Origin of the sequence: Streptomyces sp. NPDC059373 (assembly GCF_042751495.1) — a bacterium.
Classification (GTDB): domain Bacteria; phylum Actinomycetota; class Actinomycetes; order Streptomycetales; family Streptomycetaceae; genus Actinacidiphila.
This window is the reverse complement of record NZ_JBHYXC010000001.1, coordinates 835292-852570: the sequence shown is the minus strand read 5'-3', so window position 1 is coordinate 852570 and position 17279 is coordinate 835292. Positions and strand designations below refer to the sequence as shown.

Annotated in this window: 14 protein-coding genes and 3 pseudogenes; 12 read left to right on the top strand and 5 right to left on the bottom strand. The window is 68.6% G+C overall.

Annotation, left to right across the window (positions count from 1 at the left end; translation table 11 throughout):
• Window positions 1–100 precede the first annotated feature (100 nt).
• Window positions 101–334, bottom strand: a pseudogene (locus ACFXJ5_RS03965) (RICIN domain-containing protein); the annotation flags it as partial.
• 776 nt (window positions 335–1110) lie between these two features.
• On the opposite strand from ACFXJ5_RS03965, the gene ACFXJ5_RS03960 reads away from it, so the two are divergent.
• Genes ACFXJ5_RS03960 through ACFXJ5_RS03940 form a run of 5 tightly spaced genes read left to right on the top strand, consistent with a single transcriptional unit; the run spans window position 1111 to window position 6083 of the window.
• Entirely contained in the window at window positions 1111–2007 is an 897-nt protein-coding gene (locus ACFXJ5_RS03960; protein ID WP_384626378.1) for a TauD/TfdA dioxygenase family protein, read from the top strand.
• Window positions 2004–2894 carry an ABC transporter permease gene (locus ACFXJ5_RS03955; RefSeq protein WP_384626376.1) on the top strand — a complete coding sequence of 297 codons (891 nt, stop codon included), beginning with the start codon at window positions 2004–2006 and terminating at the stop codon, window positions 2892–2894. Before ACFXJ5_RS03960 ends, ACFXJ5_RS03955 begins: the two co-directional genes overlap by 4 nt.
• Entirely contained in the window at window positions 2891–3631 is a 741-nt protein-coding gene (locus tag ACFXJ5_RS03950; RefSeq protein ID WP_384626373.1) for an ABC transporter ATP-binding protein, read from the top strand. The genes ACFXJ5_RS03955 and ACFXJ5_RS03950 overlap by 4 nt, the downstream gene beginning before the upstream one ends.
• A gap of 38 nt (window positions 3632–3669) precedes the next feature.
• Window positions 3670–4719, top strand: coding sequence for an aliphatic sulfonate ABC transporter substrate-binding protein (locus ACFXJ5_RS03945; protein WP_384626370.1), 1050 nt, complete (start codon window positions 3670–3672; stop codon window positions 4717–4719).
• A 38-nt stretch (window positions 4720–4757) separates the two neighbouring features.
• A complete protein-coding gene (locus ACFXJ5_RS03940; protein WP_384626368.1) occupies window positions 4758–6083 on the top strand; it encodes an LLM class flavin-dependent oxidoreductase in 1326 nt (441 codons plus the stop codon).
• Window positions 6084–6097: 14 nt separating this feature from the next.
• Here the strand turns inward: ACFXJ5_RS03940 and ACFXJ5_RS03935 are convergent, their stop codons facing one another.
• Window positions 6098–7162 carry a LacI family DNA-binding transcriptional regulator gene (locus ACFXJ5_RS03935; protein ID WP_384626366.1) on the bottom strand — a complete coding sequence of 355 codons (1065 nt, stop codon included), beginning with the start codon at window positions 7160–7162 and terminating at the stop codon, window positions 6098–6100.
• Window positions 7163–7270: 108 nt separating this feature from the next.
• Here ACFXJ5_RS03935 and ACFXJ5_RS03930 point away from each other — a divergent pair, with 108 nt between their 5' ends.
• The 5 genes from ACFXJ5_RS03930 (at window position 7271) to ACFXJ5_RS03910 (ending at window position 13330) form a co-directional block, all read left to right on the top strand.
• The gene (locus ACFXJ5_RS03930) at window positions 7271–8497 is read left to right on the top strand and encodes a phytanoyl-CoA dioxygenase family protein (RefSeq protein WP_384626363.1); all 1227 of its coding nucleotides are present in this window, start codon (window positions 7271–7273) and stop codon (window positions 8495–8497) included.
• On the top strand, window positions 8494–9282 hold the full coding sequence (locus ACFXJ5_RS03925) for an SDR family oxidoreductase (protein ID WP_384626360.1): 789 nt from the start codon (window positions 8494–8496) through the stop codon (window positions 9280–9282). The genes ACFXJ5_RS03930 and ACFXJ5_RS03925 overlap by 4 nt, the downstream gene beginning before the upstream one ends.
• A gap of 21 nt (window positions 9283–9303) precedes the next feature.
• Window positions 9304–10305, top strand: coding sequence for a Gfo/Idh/MocA family protein (locus tag ACFXJ5_RS03920; RefSeq protein ID WP_384626358.1), 1002 nt, complete (start codon window positions 9304–9306; stop codon window positions 10303–10305).
• On the top strand, window positions 10302–11321 hold the full coding sequence (locus ACFXJ5_RS03915) for a Gfo/Idh/MocA family protein (protein ID WP_384626356.1): 1020 nt from the start codon (window positions 10302–10304) through the stop codon (window positions 11319–11321). The genes ACFXJ5_RS03920 and ACFXJ5_RS03915 overlap by 4 nt, the downstream gene beginning before the upstream one ends.
• Window positions 11322–11587: 266 nt before the next feature.
• A complete protein-coding gene (locus ACFXJ5_RS03910) occupies window positions 11588–13330 on the top strand; it encodes a multicopper oxidase family protein (protein ID WP_384626354.1) in 1743 nt (580 codons plus the stop codon).
• A 31-nt stretch (window positions 13331–13361) separates the two neighbouring features.
• Here ACFXJ5_RS03910 and ACFXJ5_RS03905 read toward each other — a convergent pair.
• Window positions 13362–13475: pseudogene (locus ACFXJ5_RS03905) on the bottom strand (SAM-dependent methyltransferase); the annotation flags it as partial.
• 12 nt (window positions 13476–13487) lie between these two features.
• Entirely contained in the window at window positions 13488–14951 is a 1464-nt protein-coding gene (locus ACFXJ5_RS03900; RefSeq protein ID WP_384626353.1) for an MFS transporter, read from the bottom strand.
• Between the two features lie 466 nt (window positions 14952–15417).
• Between ACFXJ5_RS03900 and ACFXJ5_RS03895 the strand changes: the two are divergent.
• Window positions 15418–15632, top strand: a pseudogene (locus ACFXJ5_RS03895) (cation transporter); the annotation flags it as partial.
• A gap of 18 nt (window positions 15633–15650) precedes the next feature.
• Here ACFXJ5_RS03895 and ACFXJ5_RS03890 read toward each other — a convergent pair.
• Window positions 15651–16043: an SCO5389 family protein gene (locus ACFXJ5_RS03890; protein WP_384626350.1), complete on the bottom strand. Its 393-nt coding sequence runs from the start codon at window positions 16041–16043 to the stop codon at window positions 15651–15653.
• A 262-nt stretch (window positions 16044–16305) separates the two neighbouring features.
• Between ACFXJ5_RS03890 and ACFXJ5_RS03885 the strand changes: the two genes are divergently transcribed.
• Window positions 16306–17271 (top strand): metal ABC transporter solute-binding protein, Zn/Mn family, encoded by a 966-nt coding sequence (locus ACFXJ5_RS03885; protein ID WP_384626348.1) that lies wholly within the window; start codon window positions 16306–16308, stop codon window positions 17269–17271.
• The last annotated feature ends 8 nt before the right edge of the window (window positions 17272–17279 follow it).

Below are 17279 nucleotides of genomic sequence, written 5' to 3'. Positions count from 1 at the left end.
TATAGTTCCTGCTATACACCCCCAAACCCCGCGGCGCCGCCTCGCGGGGGGGGGGGGGGGGGGCCCGCCCCCCCCCCCCCCCCCACCCCGCTGGTCGGGACTAGCTTCGGGTCCACGTCTGGGTGGCGTTACCGAGGCCCGTCCACAGTCGCACCTTCGATCCGTTGGCCGTCCCCCAACTGGTGACGTCGATGGCGAGACCGTTGGAGCGGTTGGCGATGGTGCCGTCCACGCGGAACCACCACTTCTGGCTGGGCTTGCCGTTGCAGGTCCAGAGGATGAGCTTGGTGCCCGCGGTGGTGCCGTCACCGTTCGCGGCGAGGCACTTGCCGCAGACGCGGAATGAGACTTGAGCTGGACGGGGACAGTATTGGGACGCGGCGCCGCCATGTCACCGGTGTGTTTCCGAAAGCGTTTCGTAAGCTGACCGTCATCGGGTGTTGACGCGGCGGCGACCGGAGGACGAGGTCGCAGCACGCGAGCCGCGACCTGGTGTGAGGCGGCCCGGTGGTCCCCGCGGCTCCATTCCGAGGAGACGGAGAAGTTCCGATGTCCGCAATGCGGGATCAGTTCGGAACTTCTTGACCGAACAGGTGCACGTCTGCTCAACTCACGTTCCATGAACCCGCGCGTGGACCTGACTCGGCGGCGCCACATCGATCTGGCGCACGTGTCCAGCATGTCCTGTTGTCGCTGACCCGGTAAGCGGTCGGCGTGCGCTGAAGGCGTACGTCCGGGCGAAGCGGCGCGAAGCCGCCCGTACATCGGTGCCTCCCCGCGGGACCGGCGTACCCACCCTCTTGACCGCCTCCTCCTTGGTCTTTGGCTGACGCGGTCGTCGAAGACACGTGGCGTCGTCGACCGGCTTGAGGCCGAAGAAGCGACGTTCCCTCAGATGCGGTTGGGCAGCATCCGCTGACCGAGGTGGTCGCACGACCTTGTCCCCGTGGCTTCACCTACTTCGGGCGCTCCGCGCGTGGTTCTCGGTCGCCGAAATATCGCTTCCGGACCGGCTACTGACGCTGCGGCCGTTCGTCCGCGCCCATCACCCGTTCACTCCAACTCTCAGCACGCGGCAGTGCGCCCCATTCCTCGAGAGGGACCCTCCTCATGTCTCCGTCCATCCGCAAGCTCACCGGTCGCATCGGCGCGGTCGTCGAGGGCGTCGACCTCACTGCGCAGCCTGACCCCTCGACGATCACGGCGCTGCGTGACGCCCTCAACGAGCACAAGGCGATCGTGTTCGACAACGTGAACCTCGACAACGCCGGTCAGGAGCGCGTGGCCGGGTGGTTCGGCGAGCTCACCATCGCCCACCCGAACGTGCCGGCCGCCGACGGTACGACGAACGTGCTCGCCGTCGACAGTGAGACGTCCAAGGCGAACGAGTGGCACACGGACGTCACCTTCGTGGTCAACCCGCCGCAGGTCAGCACGCTCCGGTCCATCGTGACCACCCCGTACGGCGGCGAGACGCTCATCGCCAACGCGGCCGCGGCCTACCGCGACCTGCCCGAGCCGCTCCGCGCGCTGGCGGACTCGCTGCGCGTCGTACACACCAACCAGTACGACTACGCGAGCCCTCCGGCCACGACGGAACTGCGGAAGGAGTACGACCGGGTCTTCGTCTCGACGCCGTACGAGACAGAGCACCCGGTCGTGCGGGTGCATCCGCTGACGGGCGAGCGAGGGCTGTTCATCGGCGGTTTCGCCAAGCGGATCGTCGGCCTGTCGAGCAGCGAATCGGCCGAGCTGCTGCGCATCTTCCAGTCGTACGTGACGCGTCCGGAGAACATCCTGCGCTGGACCTGGTCCCCCGGCCAGCTGCTGATCTTCGACAACCGGATCACCCAGCACTACGCGATCGACAACTACGACGACCACCCGCGTCGCCTCAACCGGGTGACGGTTGCGGGAGACGTGCCGGTCGGCGTCGACGGCCGCCGCAGCGAGCAGCTCGTCGGTGACGCCTCGCACTACACCAGCGTCCTGGAGGTGGCGGCATGACCGAGATCCGCCTCGCGGCGCCGGCCGTCACGCCGCCGGCTGCCGAGACGACGAGCGCGCCGGCGCGCGAGGTCTTCCTGCCGAGCGACACCCGCCGCCAGACGCTGCTGGGCACTCTGCGCAAGCGCCTGCGCTGGCCGCTCGGGGTCTACACGACGCCGGTCGTGATCCTCATCGCCTGGGAGATCCTCTCCAAGGCCGGGGTGCTGTCGCCGACCTACGCGCCGGCACCGACCTCCATCGTGAAGTCCACCGTCGATCTGTGGCAGCAGGGCGTGCTCGGGCCGGACTTGGCGATCTCGCTGCAACGGGCCGGCATCGGTCTCGCGCTCGGTCTGACGGTGGGCATCGTCACCGGGGTGCTCGGCGGTCTGCTGCGCAGCGGCGAGTATCTGTTCAACGGCGTCGTGCAGGTCCTGAACACGATCCCGCTGCTGGCGGTGCTGCCGCTGATGATCGTGTGGTTCGGTATCGACGAGCTCACCAAGGTGCTCCTGATCTCGTTCGGTGCCGGCGTCCCGATGTACCTCAATCTGTTCGCCGCGATCCGGGGTGTCGACCAGCGTCTGATCGAGATGACGCGGACGACCGGCGCGGGCACCTGGCGCCTGGTGACGCGGGTGCTGGTGCCCGGATCCCTGCCGGGGTTCCTGGTCGGCCTCCGGTTCTCGCTCGCGTACAGCGTTCTGGGCCTCGTCGCCGCGGAGACGGTCAACGCGGACAAGGGGCTCGGCTTCCTCATCACTCAAGGGCAGACCTACCTCCAGACCAACCAGGTCTTCGTGGGGCTGGTGATCTACTCGCTCCTCGGTCTGCTCGCCGACCAGTTCGTCCGGGTTCTCGAGCGGGTGCTGCTGCGGTGGCGCCCCAGTTATGAGGCAGCATGAGCGCCACGGTTGCGACGCAGAGCACGCAGCCCCGCAAGCAGTCCGGGGCCGTCGTCGAGAAGGTCGTCCGCCAGTTCGGTGACCGGGTCGTCCTCGACCACCTGGACCTCACCATCGCCGACGAGGAACTGGTGGTCCTGCTGGGTCCCTCCGGCTGCGGCAAGAGCACCCTGCTGAGACTGCTCGCCGGTCTCGACCGGCCCGACGGAGGGCGGGTGGAGGTCCCGGCGAAGCGCGCGATCGTCTTCCAGGGCGACCGGCTACTGCCGTGGCAGAGGGTTCTGCGCAACGTCACCCTCGGCCTGCGCGGACCGGACGCGGAGCAGCGGGCCCGCGACGTGCTCGCCGAGGTCGGACTCTCGGGCCGCGAGAAGGCATGGCCCAGGGAACTCTCCGGTGGCGAGGCCCAGCGGGTGTCGTTGGCGCGTGCACTGGTCTCGGAGCCCGAACTCGTGCTGCTCGACGAGCCTTTCGCGGCGCTCGACGCGATCACGCGGCTGCGCATGCACGACCTCGTGCGGGCGCTGCGGAGCAAGCACCACGCGGCGATGCTGCTCGTCACCCACGACGTCGACGAGGCGATCGCGCTGGCGGACCGCGTCGTCGTCATGAGCAACGGACGCATCGGCACTTCGCACCTCGTCCGGCTCTCGGCCGCAGACCGTGAGGCGAGCGTCGCCCGTGAGGAGCTCCGCTCCGCGCTGCTGTACGACCTCGGTCTCGCCAACCAGCACTGACTTCTCCCACCCACAGCACAGAAAGCACGTGAGAACCCATGTCCAGGAGAACCTTCCGACTCGTCGGCACCCTCGGTCTGCTCGCGCTGGGGAGCACCCTCGTCGCGTGCGGATCGACGTCGGAGGCCGCCGCGCCGCTGAGCACCAGTGGATCGAGCGCCGCCAGTCACCCCGAGTGGAGCAAGTACACCTTCACCATCGGCGACAACGGCGGCGACGGCAGCCAGGCCCTGGCGAAGATCACCGGCGTGTTCGACAACGCGTCCTACAAGGTGAAGTTCGCCCGGTTCACCTACGGTCCGCCGCTCGTGCAGGCTGCCGCGTCGGGCGACATCGACCTGGGCAGTGTCGGCGACGTACCGCCGATCACCGGTGCCGCGAAGGAGTACGGCTTCAAGGTCGTCGCCGTCAATCGCTCGCTCACGCCCACCCAGTCGTCGGAGAACATCATCGTTCCGAAGGGCTCGAAGCTGAAGACGCTCGCGGACCTCAAGGGCAAGAAGATCGCCGTTCCGCAGGGCAGTTCGGCCCACGGCCTGGCCCTGAACGCCCTCAAGAGCGTCGGCCTCACCCCCAAGGACGTGAAACTGGTCTTCCTCGACCCGGCGGCAGGCGCCACGGCGTTCAACACCGGCAAGGTGGACGCCTGGTCGATCTGGAACCCGCAGTCGGCGATCGCCGTCAAGAACGGTGCGCGGATCCTGGCGAAGGGTCTCCCGCCGATCGACCAGACGAGCAGCTACTACGTCGCGAGTGAGAAGTCGCTCAACGACAAGACGAAGCGGGCGGCTCTCACGGACGTCCTGAAGAGGCTGGCCCACGAGTTCGCCTGGGGCGTCAAGCACCCCGACAAGTACGCGCTGGCGATCTCCCAGGAGGAGGGCATCCCCCTGGCCGATGCCAAGACGTCCCTGGCCGCCTTCGAGACCCGGGTGACGCCGGTGGAGAAGTCGGACATCGCGGCGGAGCAGAAGCTCGCCGACGCCTTCCTGGAGGCGGGCCAGATCACCAAGACGGTCGACGTCTCGACGATCACCGACAACCTCCTCCCGGCCGGCTACGACAGCTCGAAGCTCAAGGTCAGCTGAGCCAGGTCGGCTTCCTCGGAACGCAAAGGAGAGTACTCATGAGCGCGAGACCGCGTCGGCTCCACCTCAACGCCTTCCTCATGGAGGCGGGCCACCACGAGGCATCGTGGCGGCTCCCGGACAGCAATCCACGGGCCGACTTCGACCTGGGGCACTGGATCAGGCTGGCTCAGCTGGCCGAGAGCGCCACGTTCGACTCGCTGTTCCTCGCGGACGGCCCGGCGATCACCGGCACCGGCGAGTTCCGGCCGCCGGGTCAGCTCGAGCCGCTGACGCTGCTGACCGCTCTGTCCCAGGCGACCAGCAGGATCGGACTCATCGCGACCGTGTCGTCGACGTACAACGAGCCGTACAACCTCGCTCGCCGGCTCGCGTCGGTCGACCACGTCAGCGCCGGCCGCGCCGGCTGGAACATCGTCACCTCGGCCGGGGCCGACGAGGCGGCCAACTTCGGCCTCGACAACATCCCCGACCACGCCGGGCGCTACGCCCGGGCCGACGAGTTCCTGCACATCGCCAAGGCACTGTGGGACAGCTGGGAGTCCGAGGCCATCGTCGCGGACAGGACCACGGGGCGCTACGCCGACCCCGCCCGGCTCCACAAGCTCGACCACCGGGGCACGCACTTCACGGTGGCCGGCCCCCTCAACGTCGAGCGTCCGCCGCAGGGCTACCCGCTGCTCGTCCAGGCCGGATCCTCCGAGGACGGCAGGGACTTCGCGGCACGGCACGCCGAGGCGATCTTCACCGCTCACCAGACGTACGAGCGCGCGGCCGACTTCTACGGCGACATCAAGGCACGGACCAGGGCTGCGGGGCGTGACCCGGACGGCGTCATCGTCCTTCCGGGAATCGTCCCGTACATCGGGTCGACCGAGGAGGAGGCCCGGGCGCTGGCGAAGCAGTTCGACGACCTGCGAGTGCCGGAGTACGGGCTGCGCCAGCTGGCCGCGGTTTTCGAAACCGAGCCGTCCGCGTTCGAGCTCGACGAGCCGTTGCCGGACGTCATCCTCGCGCGGCCGAAGCTCGAGGGGTCGCAGAGCCGCTCCGACCTGATCATCGAACTCGCGGTACGCGAGAAGTTGACGGTCCGCCAGGTCATCTCGCGACTCGGGGGCGGACGCGGTCACTTCGAGTTCATCGGTACGCCCGACCAGGTGGCCGACACGATCACCGCATGGTTCGAAGGCGGTGCCGCGGACGGATTCAACATCATGGCGCCCGCCCTGCCCTCGGGCCTGGAGACCTTCATCGAGCACGTGCTGCCGATCCTGCGCAGCAAGGGCCTGTTCCGTGAGGAGTACGAAGGCACGACCCTCCGTGAGCACTACGGTCTCCGGGTACCGGCCAACCAGTTCCACTAGGGCCGGGAGGGACACTAGGGCCGGTCCGGTCGCGGCGTGCTGCCGGGCGCCTCCGGCGGCAGGTTGTACGGGGTCACGACCTGGATGGCTGACGGAAGGGAGGACGCGGTGCCGGCGGGCAGGGCGCCGTGGGCCTGCATGATGATCTGGCAGGCGCGGCGCATGTCCTGGCGGAGGTCGTGGTGGAGTACTGCGGAGAGCCGTCGCTGGTGGAGCAGGCGTGTGTTGTCGTGGTCGAGGTCGTGTGCGATGAAGACCGCGCATTCGCGGTCCAGGGCCACGAACGCCTCCAGGGTGGCGATGTTGCCGCCGCCGATGGAGTAGACCGCCCGGATGTCGGCATCGCGTTCGAGAGCGTCGAGGACCAGTTCGCGCTGGGTGGCGTCCAGTCCCTGGCCCTCGGTGATCTCGACCAGGGTGCGCTGCGGATGCAGTGTGCGCATGGCGCTGCGGAAGCCCATCTCGCGTTCCTCCTCGCCCCGGAAGAAGCCGCTGCTGAGGCTGGTGAGCACATTGCCGGGCCGGTCGCCGAGCCACTGGCCGACGAGGTACGCGGCGGTGGCGCCGGCTGCCCGGTTGTCGATGCCTACGTACGCGAGCCGGCTGCTCGCCGGAAGGTCGGTGACGAGGGTGACGACGGGGATGCCGGCATTGGTGAGGCGGGCGACGGCGGCGGTGACCTCGGGGAGGTCCGGCGCCTTGAGGATCACTCCTTGGGACTGCCGCTTCCTGGTGAGCCGGTCGAGGGTGCCGACCAGCTCGCTGACGGGGCCGGTCTCGCGGAAGTGGAAGCGTGAGCGCATGACGGCCGGGTGCAGTGCGGGCAGTTCCGCTTCCAGCGCGCGTTGCACGGCGGAGGAGAACCGTTCCGGTGCCTGCATCACGATGTCGATCAGGAAGGAGCGGCCGCCGAGGCGGATCTGGTCCCGTTGACGGTGCAGGTCGGTGATGGCTTGCTGCACCTCCCGTGCGGTGCTCTCGCGGACTCCGCCACGGTTGTTCAGTACCCGGTCGACGGTGGCCTCGCTCAGTCCTGCCTGCCGGGCGATCTCCCTGATCGAGTAGGGGTGGGACGGCACGTCGCGCCTCCTTGAGGGCTTTTTGAAGGCTTCCTGGTGGTTGATTGCGGGGTTCCCGTTACCAAGAATGACATCAACCCGTCGCCGACAACCTCGAGAGGACGACCGATGTCCCTCATCACCGCAGGCCGCCGGACATGGCTGTCCGAGAACGACTGCGACCTCGACGCCTTCCGCTCCCTGGTCGAGCAGAGCACCGACCCGCGCGACTACCCGTACGCCGCTCGTACGGAGCGGAACGTCCTGCTGTACGACAGCCACCGGCTGCGCGCCGCCGCTGCCACTCCGGCGGGCCGCCGGGACGTACAGGCCGAGCTGGTCCGGGCACTTACCGACGGTCCCGGCATCGTGGTCTTCCGGCAGGCCTTCCCGGACCTGGCGGTCGTGGACCGGGCCACCGGCGCGTTCAACGCCCTGATCGCCGACCAGCGGGCGTCGGGCGCGACGGCGGGCGACCACTTCGCCAGGCCCGGCGCGAACGACCGGGTGTGGAACGCCATGGAGAAGATGGCGCTGCGCGACCCGGAGGCGTTCGCCGACTACTACGCCAACGACATCGTCGCCCTGGTCTCCACGGCCTGGCTCGGCCCCGGCTACCAGGTCACCTCGCAGGTCAACGTGGTCAACCCGGGCGGCGCCGCCCAGACCGTGCACCGCGACTACCACCTGGGCTTCCTCCCCAACGACGTGGCGGCCGCCTACCCCGCCCACGTCCATCGCCTCTCGCCGGTGCTGACCCTCCAGGGCGCGGTCGCCCACTGCGACATGCCCGTCGAGTCCGGCCCGACGATGTACCTGCCGCACTCCCAGAAGTACGAGCCCGGTTATCTGGCCTGGCGGCTGCCGGAGTTCCACGAGTACTTCGAGGCGAACCACATCCAGCTGCCGCTGGCCAAGGGCGACGCGGTGTTCTTCAACCCGGCCCTCTTCCACGCCGCCGGGACCAACCGCTCCGCGGACATCAAGCGGATGGCGAACCTGCTCCAGGTCTCCTCCGCCTTCGGCCGTGCCATGGAGACGGTGAACCGGGAGGCGATGGTGAACGCGGTCTACCCGGTGCTGCTGAAGCGCAAGGCCGAAGGCGCCGGACGGGACTGGCTGGAGGCGGTGGTCTCGGCCTGCGCCGAGGGCTATCCGTTCCCCACCAACCTCGACCTCGACCCGCCGGTCGACGGCCTGGCCCCGCTGTCCCAGGCGGACATCGTCCGCCGCGCGGTCAGCGAAGGCCGGCCCCCGGAGGCGCTCCGCGCCGCCCTTCGGGCCGGCGCCGAGCGCCGCGAGAGCCGAGCCGAGAGCCGGGCTGACAGCCGAGCTGAGGAGAAAGATCATTCATGACACTTCTTGAGGACAGAGTCGTCCTCGTCAACGGCGGCAGCCAGGGCGTCGGCGCGGCCGTCGCCCGTGCTGCCGCGCGCGAGGGCGCCGTCGTGGCCGTCACCGGACGACGTCCTGAACCCGGCGAGGCCCTGGTGGCCGAGCTGACCGCCGCCGGGACCGGCGCCGGTGCCAAGGCCATGTTCGTACGGGCCGACCTGGCCGACGCCGAACAGGCGAAGGCCGCCGTGGGGCAGGTGATCGCCGCGCACGGCCGCATCGACTGCCTGGTCAACTCGGCGGGGCTCACCTCCCGCGGGTCGCTGCTGGACACCACTCCGGAGCTGTTCGACGCGCATATCGCGATCAACCTCAAGGGCCCGTTCTTCGCCATGCAGGCGGCCGTCGCCGACATGGTGGCGCGGAAGGCACCCGGCACGATCGTCAACATCATCACCTCGTCCGAGCACGGCGGCCAGCCCTTCCTGGCCCCGTACGTCGCAGCCAAGGCGGGCCTGGCCGGCCTGACCCGCAATGCCGCCCATGCCCACCGCTGGGACCGGATCCGCATCAACGGCCTGAACATCGGCTGGACCGCGACCGAGGGCGAGGAAGCGACCCAGCGCACCTTCCACGGCGCGGGGGACGACTGGCGTGAGGAAGCCGCCCGCGAGCTGCCGATGGGCAGACTCGGCCAGCCCGACGAGATCGCCGATTTCGTCGTCCTGCTTCTCTCCGACCGCTCCGGTGTGGTCACCGGCTCGGTCATCGACTGGGACCAGAACGTCCTCGGCGGACTCGACTAGGGCTAAGGAGCCGTATCAGCCATGCGTATCGGAATCATGGGCCTCGGCAGGATCGGCGCGTTCCACGCGCAGACGCTGGCCGGGCTGGACCCGGTCGAATCCCTCGTCGTCACCGATCCGTTCGCGGACGCGGCGGCCGTCGCCGCGCGGTTCGGCGCCGAGGTGGCGGACTCGCCGGAGGCGGTGCTGGCCGCCGGGGTGGACGGCGTCGTCATCGCCGCCGCGACCGACGCCCACCCGGGACTGATCCTCGCCGCCGTCGAGGCGGGCGTGCCGGTCTTCTGTGAGAAGCCCGTCGCCCGCACCATGAAGGAGGCCGTCGAGATCCTGAACGCCGTCCAGAACGGCGGCGTGGAGATCCAGATCGGCTACAACCGCCGCTTCGACGCCGGGTTCGGCGCCGCCCGCGCGGCCGTCATCAGCGGCGAGCTGGGCCCGCTGCACACCGTACGTTCCACCACACTTGACCCTGCGCCGCCGCCGCCCGCGTACGTCGCCGCCTCCGGCGGGATCTTCCGCGACTGCTCGGTCCACGACTTCGACATCATCCGCTGGGTCACCGGCCGCGAGGTCACCGAGGTCTACGCCACCGGAAGCAACCGGGGCGCCGACTACATCGCCGCGGCGGGCGACGCCGACACCACCGCCGCGATCCTCACCCTGGACGACGGCACCCTTGCCGTGGTCTCCAACAGCCGCCACAATGCGCGCGGTTACGACGTCCGGCTCGAGCTGCACGGCTTCAACGACAGTATCGCCGTGGGCCTGGAGGACAAGCTCCCCCTACGCTCCGTCGAACCCGGCGTCACATTCCCGGCAGGCACCCCGCACGACTTCTTCATGGACCGCTTCGCCGCCGCCTACCGCGCCGAACTCACCGCCTTCACCGAGGTCGTCGCCGGACGCCGCCCGTCCCCCTGCACTGTCGCCGACGCCCTGGAGGCGGGCTGGATCGCCGAGGCGTGCACACTGTCGCTGCGCGAGCACCGAACCGTGACGATTGAAGAGGTAGGCACCGCATGACAGTTCGGACCGAGCCGTTGCGCATCGGAGTGCTGGGCGCCGCGCGCATCTCGGAACTGTCCATCGTCGGACCGGCCCACGCGACCGGCCATCGCCTCGTGGCGGTGGCCGCCCGCGACCGCTCCCGCGCCGAGTCCTTCGCCGCCCGGCACGGCGTCGAACGGGTCCTCGATTCGTACGCCGATCTGGTCGCCGACCCCGACGTCGAGGCCGTCTACAACCCCCTCGCCAACAGCCTGCACGGGCCGTGGAACCTCGCCGCCCTCGCCGCGGGCAAGCATGTCCTCACCGAGAAACCCTCCGCGAGCAACGCGGAGCAGGCCGCCGAGGTACGTGACGCCGCCGCCAAGGCGGGCACGGTCTTCATGGAGGGTTTCCACTATCTCTTCCACCCGGTGACCAGGCGCCTGCACGAGCTGCTGGCCTCCGGCGAACTCGGGGAACTCCGGCACGTCGAGACAGTGGTTGCCATCCCGGCCCCGCCCGCCACCGACCCCCGCTGGTCGCTGGCCCTGGCCGGCGGCGCCCTGATGGACCTGGGCTGCTACAGCCTGCACGCCCAGCGCATGCTCGTCCCCTTCGCCGGTGGCCCGCCCCGCCTGGTCGCCGCCCGGGGCGCTCGGCGCGTGGGGGCACCGGACGTGGACGAGTGGCTGGACGCCGAACTGGCCTTCCCGGGCGGCGCCACCGGCTCCGCACGCTGCCACATGGCGTACGAGCGGACGCGGATGACCTACCGGCTCGTGGGCTCCCGGGGCGAGGCCACCGCGGCCAACTTCGTCCAGCCGCATCTGGACGACCGCGTCACCGTCCGGACCCCGGCCGGCGAACGCGTCGAGGAGCTGGGCAGACGCTCCTCGTACACGTACCAACTGGAGGCGTTCGCCGCAGCCGTACGCGAAACCAATCCGCCCACGCTCGACGCGGACGACGCCCTGGCCACCATGGCGCTGATCGACGACTGCTACCGCGCCGCCGGATTCCCGCCCCGCCCCCGCACGTCGCTGCCGGTGTAGGCGGGACTGCCCGGACATTGCCCCGTACCACCGCACCCACGGCGTGAGGGTGCAGGCTCAACCAGCCCTTACGGCCCACTTCATGACCGATCGTCATCTCGGGCTCGACGTTGCACACTCGTGAGTAGATAGTTGCTCACGGGTGTGCAATTCTGTTCTCGCGGATGTGCAGAGTGGCCCTTGGTTCAGATGTGGCTCAGTGCGAGCCCCTGCGACGCCTTCCTCTGTTCGTCCGTCCCCCCACCAATGAACTCGAAATGGATTCCATGTCGCACAAACTCTCACGTCGTCGACTGCTGAGCGCGGGCCTGGTGTTGGGCGCCGCCGGGGCGGTCGGGGTGGTGACCCAGGCCATGGGGGCGACGACCTCCACGGCTGGGGGCCAGGGCTCCCCGGGGGACGAACTCACCTTCCCCTCGCCCGATCTGACGCCGTACGTCGACGACCTGTGGACCCCGCCGGTGGTGAGCGGCGACGCGACCCTGTCGATGGCCTGGTCCAGCCACCGCTTCCACCGCGATCTCGACAAGGCACCGACCTGGTCCTTCGGAGGCCAGCCGTATCTGGGTCCGACGATCGAGGCCCAGTCCGGCGAGAAGCTGAAGCTCACCTTCACCAACGACCTCAACGGCCACCTTTTCGCCAAGGACATCGACACCACTCTGGACGGAGTGACCGAGCAGGACCGCACCCGGCCCCGCACCTCGGTCCATCTGCACGGCGCGGTCGTCCGGCCCGAGTTCGACGGGCACGCCGAGAACACCTTCCGCACCGGCGAGTCCATGACGTACCAGTACACCAACGAGCAGGAGGCGGCGGGGCTTTGGTACCACGACCACGCGATGGGGATCACCCGGCTGAACGTCCCGGCAGGCCTCGCCGGGATGTACCTGATCCGGGACGAGTTCGATACCGGCGACTCGAGTAACCCGCTGGGCCTGCCGAGTGGCGCTGACGAGATTCCGCTGATCGTCGCCGATCACCGTTTCAACGCGGACGGGTCGCTGAATCCCCGTACGACTCGCAGCACCCCCGAGGGTACGCTCGGGGGACCCATGATCGGCGACACGATGTCGGTGAACGGCGTCGTGATGCCGACGCTGGAAGTCGCGCGGGGGCTGTACCGGTTCCGGCTGCTGAACGCGTCCAACTGGCGGGCGTACCACCTTTATCTGTCCAACGGCATGCCCTTCTGGGTGATCGGGAACGACCAGGGGCTGCTCAACGGCAGCGTCAGCACCACGTCGATCCACGTCTCGCCCGGCGAGCGGGCCGATCTGCTGATCGACTTCTCCGCCCTGTCCGGCGGCGACGTGGTGGAGTTGCGCAACGACGAGCAGGTGAACCCCTCCATCGCCGCCACCAGCGGCACCTACACCCTGCCCCGGGTCATGCGCTTCACCGTCTCCACCAGCCGGGGCTTCACCAAGTCCGCGCCGATCACGCTGCGGGGCGGTCCGTCCCAGCCCGCTCTCCTGCCGCCGGCCGCGGCGGTACCGACCCGCAGGGTGGTGGGCCTGACGCTGACGGCCGACGGCATGGCGCTGAGCAACCTCTGCTACGGCGACGACCCGATCGAGAAGCCCAAGCAGGGCAGCACGGAGGTCTGGGAGATCGTCAACTCCACCGTCGAGGACCACCCCGTCCACCTGCACCTGGTGAACATGCGCGTCCTCGGCCGCCAGTCCTTCGACATCAAGACCTACCTCAAGGACAGCCCGGTCCTACCCATGGGAAACCGCTGGGCCCCGCCGGCCGACCGCTACCTGACCGGCCAGAGCCAAGTCCCGGAAGCCTGGGAGTCCGGCCTCAAGGACACCGTGCTGTGCCCGGTGAACATGGTCACCCGCGTCCTGATCCGCTTCCCCACCGCCGACGAGCTGGGCTTCGACCCCGACGCGGTGTTCGAGTCCCACGGCGGCGACCAACTCCAGGGCTACGTCTGGCACTGCCACCTCATCGACCACGAGGACGACTGCATGATGGCCCAGTACCGCATCATCGCCTGAGCCTCCCCGCATGTGAGGAGCCGTACCCTCGGCCCGGATCCTCGGCGACCGGGTCGAGGCCGTGGAAGAACCGCTCGGCCTCGACCCGGGTGCGCAGCCACCTGGGCGTGTCGCGCGCCGCGTACTCGTGCGCGACCCGTCCCACGGAACGCCGCGTTCACACCACGGCAGGCCCGATCGGAACCTTGCGCACCTTGGCCGCTTCCGCCTTGGCGAGGGCCGTCTGCCACTGCTCGCGCGTCGGCGGCTTGCACTTGAAGTAGACGACGAGCGCCCCGAGCGCGCCGAGGCCGGCTCCGAAGAAGAAACCTCGTTCCCAGTGGAACTGCGCATTGCCGTAGAGCGTGCCGGTCATGATCAGCGCCGCCAGACCGCCGGCAAAGCTGCCACCGAGCGTCTTCCATGCGTAGACGGAGCCGTAATTGACGGCGTTGTTGTTCTCCCCGTAGTAATCCGCCACAGCGGCCGCGGTCATAGGGAAGTTCGCGCCTGCCAGGCCGCCGGAGATGACCGCGCATATCGCGAAGAGAACGGGTTGGTGCTCGAGACCCGCCCACAGGGTCAGCAACTGGAAGACCACGTTGCCGGAGTAGGCGTAGGCCATGGTGCGCCTGCGCCCGATGTACTCCGACAGCAGCCCGTAGAAAGGCCGGGCTGCGCCGTCGGCCAGCGCGAAGCCGGCTGCGCCCCCCACCGCCGCGACCGCGCCAAGATGCATCGCCTGACCGAAGGAGTAGTAGTAGGCCACGCCGAACAGTGAGCAGCCGATGTAGAGGGCGTACTGGATGCCGAGCCATTTGGCCTGGGGTGTGCACCACATCTGCCGCAGGGTGTAATGGCTGAACGCGGGCGGGTTGCTGCGCAGATCGCGGGCGGAGCGCTTGTTCTTCGCCCACTCAAGCGGATTGACGTCCGAGGGCCACCAGTTCTTCGGCGGGTCCTTCATGAGCAGACCGAAGAGGAAGATCCCTACGGTCATGATGACGCCCTGCGTCAGGATGAAGTTCCTGGTGGCCGTCGCGGAGAGGGTGGCCCCGCCGCCCGCGCTGGCGAAGCCGCCGATGGCGAGGATGAAGGGGACCGAACCATAGGCCCAGCCGCCGTTGACGAACCCGGTCCGCCAACCCTTCTTGTCCGGATACCACTTGGCGACGATGTTGATGGCGCTCGAGTAGACCATCCCCGAGCCGACGCCGCCGAAGAAGGCGTAGCCCAGGTATGCCTCCCAGATGCTCGACGAGTAGGCGGTGATGCCGTAGGCGAGGATCCCGCAGATCACACCGCCGACGATCACGGCCCACTTCACCGGGAGGTATCCCTTGTTGCGCAGGAAGCCCGAGCCGATCTGGACAACCGATTCGAAGGCCACGAAGAAGGAGAAGAGCCAGAACACCGGCGCTGTTCCCCAGTGGTGTGCCGAAGCGAGCGAACCGTTCAGCGCGCCCCACGTGTACTCCACCAGTCCGGACAGGCACATGACCACCCACGCCGCCATGATGACGACCCACCTCGGATAGCCGAGGAGTTGCTTGTCGGTCTCGCCGACGCGGAAGACCCGCCCGGTGTCGTTGACGATCTCCCGGTAACTCGCATGCGTCGTCCTTGGCGTTGTTTGCGCCATATCGCACTTCTCCGTTCGATTCTTCCCGCTCCTCCGCCGCCTTCGCAGTCCTTGGACTGCGGGCGACATCGTGTGACCGCTTCCTGCGCCGGAGCTTGCGCCTGCGCGGCGTCAAGCCGTCGCGTCGGCGCTGAGAAACCAGTCCAGATCTCATGGCAGAGATCACAGCCAATTGCATACAGTATGGTGTAGTCATTTAGTCTTGAACTGCTTACGGCAAGCTGTCCAGGTGGCGTTACGCAAAGGTTTCGCCTGCTCCAGGTGTTGTTGCGCAAAGGTTTCATCACGACGCGGCAACGCCGGACGCTCGGCGCCCCGCTGCGGGCGTACCGCCTTCGAACTGGGCGGGCCCTCACCGCGCCTCGTCCGCGTCGTGATCAGGGACAGGCGTATGGACCGCCTTCGGGCGGTCTGCGGATGTTCATGAAGGGAGCCGCGGCGGCATCGTCCCTCACGGCCTGCGCCGGTGGCGGACTCCAGGCGTGCTCTGCTGTGTACGTACCTGTCCGGCGTGCTGCTCGTCGGCCTGATCGCCAACGCCGCCTTCGGCTGGGCCTGGGCCGAACCGGTCGCGACGCATGGCGTGGTGACGCCTGTTGCCCGGCCCCCGTGGTCGAGGTCGCGTCGACCACGGGGGCTGACGCCTGCGGTTGCGTGCCCGGGCGCTCGCGCTGCGCCTGAGCGTCCGGGTCGCCGGGCTCAGCAGTCGCGGAATTCGGGCGACTGGTTCAGGATCTGCGACCGTGTCGAGGTGAACTTGGCGTACGACTCCCCGTTCTCGGCCCCGGGCCGGAACGCCGCCACCCGGTGGCAGTTCATGAACGCGAGCGTGACGCCGAAGTGGCGCTCCAGGCTGCTGCGGATGGAGTCACTGGCCAGCGCCCGCAGCAGTTGGCCGCGTTCGGCCTCCGAGGGTGGCGGTGTGTGGTTGTCGGCGAACTCGGCGTTGCCGCCGCCCAACTCGCCGACGAGGCCGGCGATGAGGTCGTAGGCGTAGGGGAGTGAGTCGCGGACTGTGGTGACGAAGTCCTCCTCGCGGACCTCGCCTTGTTCGGCCTGGGCCAGGAGTTGCGGTGCGACGTTCAACGACATGGTGGTGGCGTCCCATCAGGTTTAAATGAACATGAATGCCATGTCCGAAATGGAGCTTCCCGGGGAGGGGCGCGCCTGTCAAATCGCGTCACCTCAAGGTGCGAGCGTGGACCGGGGGTTGGGGGTGCGCATGGAGTCGGGGGCGCGGTGGGTGGGTCAAGTATTGGCAAGGGTTTTCAACTCCGCCCTACGCGATTATGATGATGGTAATCATTTTCATCTAGACTGGACGGCATCCGGCCCTGCTGAGGAGAACCACGTCATGCGAACCGCCACATCCAGCCCGTCCCGCGCCCGCACGCTCCCCGCAGAACTGGCGGCCGTCGCGGCTCTGGCGGCCACAAGTGCCTGCTCCACCGCCGTCTCCGATACGGCAAGCACCACGGCCACCGGCAAGGTGGCCTCGAGCAGGACGATCCACGTCGTGGCCGCCGAGAATTTCTGGGGCAGCATCGCCACGCAGCTCGGTGGCAGCCACGTGGACGTGAAGAGCATCATCAACAACCCCAATGCCGACCCGCACGACTACGAGCCGACGGCCGCCGACAGCCGAACCGTGGCCACCGCCGAGTACGCGATCGTGAACGGCATCGGCTACGACGCCTGGGCCGACAGGCTGCTGTCCGCCAGCCCCACCATTGGCCGTACCGACCTCAAGGTGGGCGACCTGGTCGGCATCAAGGCCGGCGGCAATCCGCATCGCTGGTACTCGCCGGTCAACGTCCACCAGGTCATTGAGAGGATCACGGCCGACTACAAGAAGATCGACCCGGCCGACGCGGCGTACTTCGACGCCCGGAAGACGGAATTCGAGACCCAGGCCCTCACGCCGTACAACAAGCTGATCGCCGACATCAAGGCGAAGTACGGCAGCAGCCCGATTGGCGCCTCGGAGTCGATCGTCACCCCACTCGCCGAAGGGCTGGGCCTGAAGATGCTCACCCCCGAGTCCTTCCTCGACGCCATCAGCGAGGGAACCGACCCGACGGCCAAGGACAAGGCGACGATCGAGGCGCAGATCAAGGCCAAGGCGATCAAGATCTACGTCTACAACACGCAGAACTCCACGCCGGATGTGCAGGCCCAGGTCCGGGCCGCCAAGGCGCAGGGCATCCCGGTCGCCACGGTGACCGAGACGCTCACCCCGCCCGCCGCCTCATTCCAGGCGTGGCAGACACGGCAGCTCCTGGGCATCGAGAAGGCCCTGGAGGAGGCAACGGGCAGGTGAGTACCGTG

Excerpts from the sequence above, each read along its gene's own strand:
- ACFXJ5_RS03910 (WP_384626354.1), top strand. The coding sequence starts at position 11,588 with ATGTCGCACAAACTCTCACGTCGTCGACTGCTGAGCGCGGGCCTGGTG.
- ACFXJ5_RS03900 (WP_384626353.1), bottom strand. The coding sequence starts at position 14,951 with ATGGCGCAAACAACGCCAAGGACGACGCATGCGAGTTACCGGGAGATC.
- ACFXJ5_RS03955 (WP_384626376.1), top strand. The coding sequence starts at position 2,004 with ATGACCGAGATCCGCCTCGCGGCGCCGGCCGTCACGCCGCCGGCTGCC.
- ACFXJ5_RS03950 (WP_384626373.1), top strand. The coding sequence starts at position 2,891 with ATGAGCGCCACGGTTGCGACGCAGAGCACGCAGCCCCGCAAGCAGTCC.
- ACFXJ5_RS03885 (WP_384626348.1), top strand. The coding sequence starts at position 16,306 with ATGCGAACCGCCACATCCAGCCCGTCCCGCGCCCGCACGCTCCCCGCA.
- ACFXJ5_RS03940 (WP_384626368.1), top strand. The coding sequence starts at position 4,758 with ATGAGCGCGAGACCGCGTCGGCTCCACCTCAACGCCTTCCTCATGGAG.
- ACFXJ5_RS03925 (WP_384626360.1), top strand. The coding sequence starts at position 8,494 with ATGACACTTCTTGAGGACAGAGTCGTCCTCGTCAACGGCGGCAGCCAG.
- ACFXJ5_RS03920 (WP_384626358.1), top strand. The coding sequence starts at position 9,304 with ATGCGTATCGGAATCATGGGCCTCGGCAGGATCGGCGCGTTCCACGCG.
- ACFXJ5_RS03930 (WP_384626363.1), top strand. The coding sequence starts at position 7,271 with ATGTCCCTCATCACCGCAGGCCGCCGGACATGGCTGTCCGAGAACGAC.
- ACFXJ5_RS03915 (WP_384626356.1), top strand. The coding sequence starts at position 10,302 with ATGACAGTTCGGACCGAGCCGTTGCGCATCGGAGTGCTGGGCGCCGCG.
- ACFXJ5_RS03890 (WP_384626350.1), bottom strand. The coding sequence starts at position 16,043 with ATGTCGTTGAACGTCGCACCGCAACTCCTGGCCCAGGCCGAACAAGGC.
- ACFXJ5_RS03960 (WP_384626378.1), top strand. The coding sequence starts at position 1,111 with ATGTCTCCGTCCATCCGCAAGCTCACCGGTCGCATCGGCGCGGTCGTC.
- ACFXJ5_RS03945 (WP_384626370.1), top strand. The coding sequence starts at position 3,670 with ATGTCCAGGAGAACCTTCCGACTCGTCGGCACCCTCGGTCTGCTCGCG.